At 55.3% G+C, this 3,287-nt stretch carries 1 tRNA gene and 2 rRNA genes; all 3 read left to right on the top strand.

Going from position 1 to position 3,287, the window contains the following annotated elements:
- Positions 1–27: 27 nt before the first annotated feature.
- The 3 genes from ICN82_RS20965 (at position 28) to ICN82_RS20955 (ending at position 3,263) form a co-directional block, all read left to right on the top strand.
- Positions 28–2,897, top strand: a 23S ribosomal RNA gene (locus ICN82_RS20965).
- Positions 2,898–3,016: 119 nt separating this feature from the next.
- Positions 3,017–3,131: ribosomal RNA gene (gene rrf / locus ICN82_RS20960) — 5S ribosomal RNA — on the top strand.
- A gap of 55 nt (positions 3,132–3,186) precedes the next feature.
- Positions 3,187–3,263, top strand: a tRNA-Met gene (locus ICN82_RS20955).
- Positions 3,264–3,287 lie beyond the last annotated feature (24 nt).

Genomic DNA, 3,287 nt, shown 5'->3' with positions numbered 1-3,287 from the left:
GAGGAGTGTCTTGCTCTTACCGGGTCAGATCAAGCGCGAAAAGGGCGTTTGGTGGATGCCTTGGCAGTAAGAGGCGATGAAGGACGTGATACCCTGCGATAAGCGATGGGGAGCCGGGAATAGGCTTTGATCCATCGATCTCCGAATGGGGCAACCCACCTGATTACATTCTGTTTTTGCTTCGCAAAACGCACACTCCGTGCCGGCCCTTGGCCGGTCTGGCGCGTCGCGGCGAAGTGGTGAACAGAGTGTATAACCAGGTACTATTTTCCTGAATACATAGGGATTATAGAGCAAACCCGGGGAACTGAAACATCTAAGTACCCGGAGGAAAGGACATCAATAGAGACTCCGCTAGTAGTGGCGAGCGAACGCGGACCAGCCAAGCCAGATAAGTGACCGGAACCGGTTGGGAAACCGGGCCATAGCGGGTGACAGCCCCGTACGGGAAGCTTTGATGGATGTATCAAGTAGGGCGGGACACGTGAAATCCTGTCCGAAGATCGGAGGACCACCTCCGAAGGCTAAGTACTCCTTACTGACCGATAGCGAACCAGTACCGTGAGGGAAAGGTGAAAAGCACCCCGACGAGGGGAGTGAAACAGTACCTGAAACCGGACGCCTACAAGCAGTCGGAGGGGATTTATCCCTGACGGCGTACCTTTTGTATAATGGGTCATCGACTTGGTCTCACGTGCAAGCTTAAGCCGTTAGGTGTAGGCGCAGCGAAAGCGAGTCTTAATAGGGCGTCGAGTTCGTGGGATCAGACCCGAAACCGAGTGATCTAGGCATGACCAGGATGAAGGTTGGGTAACACCAACTGGAGGTCCGAACCCACACCTGTTGAAAAAGGTCGGGATGAGTTGTGCCTAGGGGTGAAAGGCCAATCAAACTCGGAGATAGCTGGTTCTCCGCGAAATCTATTTAGGTAGAGCGTCATCCGAATACCCCGGGGGGTAGAGCACTGGATGGGTAATGGGGCCCCACAGGCTTACTGATCCTAACCAAACTCCGAATACCCGGGAGTACTGGATGGCAGACACACGGCGGGTGCTAACGCCCGTCGTGGAGAGGGAAACAACCCTGACCTCCAGCTAAGGCCCCCAATTCATGGCTAAGTGGGAAAGCATGTGGGATGTCCAAAACAACCAGGAGGTTGGCTTAGAAGCAGCCATCCTTTAAAGATAGCGTAACAGCTCACTGGTCTAATCAAGACGTCCTGCGGCGAAGATGTAACGGGGCTCAAGCCATGAGCCGAAGCTGAGGATGCCGCAAGGCATGGTAGCGGAGCGTAGTGTGAAAAGCTCCATGCGTCTTTAGTCTTCCTCGGAAGGCATTGGACGCAAGGAGCTGTCGATGAAGCCGGGGCGTGAGCCATCCGGTGGAGAGATCACTAGCGAGAATGATGACATGAGTAGCGACAAAGAGTGTGAGAGACACTCTCGCCGAAAGTCCAAGGGTTCCTGCTTAAAGCTAATCTGAGCAGGGTAAGCCGGCCCCTAAGTCGAGGCGGAAACGCGTAGACGATGGGAACCAGGTTAATATTCCTGGGCCAGGAGGATGTGACGGATTGTCCGGAGCGTATGTCCCTTATCGGATTGGGGCATATCGATGGCAGTCCCTGGAAATAGCCCTCCGCCAGACCGTACCCGAAACCGACACAGGTGGACTGGTAGAGAATACCAAGGCGCTTGAGAGAACAACGTTGAAGGAACTCGGCAAAATACCTCCGTAAGTTCGCGAGAAGGAGGCCCGGTGTATGATCACCGGGGGCACAAACCAGGGGGTGGCGACTGTTTACTAAAAACACAGGGCTCTGCGAAGTCGCAAGACGACGTATAGGGTCTGACGCCTGCCCGGTGCCGGAAGGTTAAATGGAGGGGTGAGAGCTCCGAAATGAAGCCCCGGTAAACGGCGGCCGTAACTATAACGGTCCTAAGGTAGCGAAATTCCTTGTCGGGTAAGTTCCGACCTGCACGAATGGCGTAACGACTTCCCCGCTGTCTCCAACGTTGACTCAGCGAAATTGAATTGCCTGTCAAGATGCAGGCTTCCCGCGGTTAGACGGAAAGACCCCGTGCACCTTTACTACAGCTTCAGACTGGCATCAGGACTGCGATGTGCAGGATAGGTGGTAGGCTTTGAAACCGGAACGCCAGTTCCGGTGGAGCCTCCCTTGAGATACCACCCTTCGCATTCTTGATGTCTAACCGCGGTCCGTCATCCGGATCCGGGACCCTCTGTGGCGGGTAGTTTGACTGGGGCGGTCGCCTCCTAAAGCGTAACGGAGGCGCGCGAAGGTTGGCTCAGAGCGGTCGGACATCGCTCGTTGAGTGCAATGGCAGAAGCCAGCCTGACTGCGAGACTGACAGGTCGAGCAGAGACGAAAGTCGGCCATAGTGATCCGGTGGTCCCATGTGGGAGGGCCATCGCTCAACGGATAAAAGGTACGCCGGGGATAACAGGCTGATGATGCCCAAGAGTCCATATCGACGGCATCGTTTGGCACCTCGATGTCGGCTCATCTCATCCTGGGGCTGGAGCAGGTCCCAAGGGTACGGCTGTTCGCCGTTTAAAGAGGTACGTGAGCTGGGTTTAGAACGTCGTGAGACAGTTCGGTCCCTATCTGCCGTGGGTGTAGGATACTTGAGAGGAGTTGCCCCTAGTACGAGAGGACCGGGGTGAACGATCCACTGGTGGACCTGTTATCGCGCCAGCGGTAGTGCAGGGTAGCTATGATCGGAAAGGATAACCGCTGAAGGCATCTAAGCGGGAAGCCCCCCTCAAAACAAGGTATCCCCGAGGACCGTGGTAGACCACCACGTCGATAGGCCGGAGATGTAAGCGCAGCAATGCGTTCAGTTGACCGGTACTAATTGTCCGATAGGCTTGACCTGATCCGGTAAAAGCAAGACACCAGCCGTCAATCAAGAAGACGGCAAATGAACAGAAGTCAGACTAGGACCTGATGTTGTCCTTCCTCCCCAAAAAGGGAGGATAGGGGGATTTTCCTCGGTTTGGTGATCACAGCACAAGTGAAACACCCGGTCCCATCCCGAACCCGGAAGTTAAGCACTGTCGCGCCGATGGTACTGCGTCTCAAGACGTGGGAGAGTAGGTCATCGCCAGACCTAGAAAAATCCCCACCCTCTCTATGAACGATCAAATCCGACCGGACAAAAATGGCGCGGGATGGAGCAGCCCGGTAGCTCGTCAGGCTCATAACCTGAAGGTCGCAGGTTCAAATCCTGCTCCCGCAACCATCGTTTCCGACCAAGCCCTCGCCA

The organism is Mangrovicoccus algicola (assembly GCF_014903745.1).
GTDB lineage: Bacteria > Pseudomonadota > Alphaproteobacteria > Rhodobacterales > Rhodobacteraceae > Mangrovicoccus > Mangrovicoccus algicola.
The sequence above is the reverse complement of the archived record's forward strand: the minus strand, read 5'-3'. Positions and strand labels throughout refer to the sequence as shown.